Here is a 401-nt window from a genome sequence, read left to right as displayed (position 1 = left end):
GAAGTAGACTTGGCAGGAACTCAAGGCAAATCAGATAAAGATCTTCTTGACCTCTTGAAACAAAATGGTACACAAAGTTATAAAGCCACTATCAAGGTATACGGTGCTAAAGATGGTAAGGCCGATTTAAGCAACCTCGTAGCAACAAAAGATTTGGATGTCAACTTGAACGGCTTGACCACCCCAGCTGAAGTGCAAAAAGGTGTGGCCGACAATACTAAAGACACAGTGGATGTTCCAGCCTCTTACTTGGATAAAGCGAACTTCCCAGGTCCATTCACAGCTGGTGTCAACCAAGTCATTCCATACGAATTCTTCGCTGGTGACGGTATGTTAACCCGCCTTATCTTGAAAGCCTCAGACAAGGCTCCATGGTCAGACAATGGTTCAGCAAAAAATCC

Annotated in this window: 1 protein-coding gene; it reads left to right on the top strand. The window is 44.4% G+C overall.

Annotated elements, in window-relative coordinates; all coding sequences use genetic code 11:
- Positions 1–401: SSURE domain-containing protein (locus HMPREF2764_RS01540; protein ID WP_186821152.1), on the top strand; the 401-nt coding region annotated here is incomplete at both ends.

Source organism: Streptococcus sp. HMSC073F11 (assembly GCF_001810785.1).
Classification (GTDB): Bacteria; Bacillota; Bacilli; order Lactobacillales; family Streptococcaceae; genus Streptococcus.
This window is presented reverse-complemented; position numbering and strand designations above follow the sequence as displayed.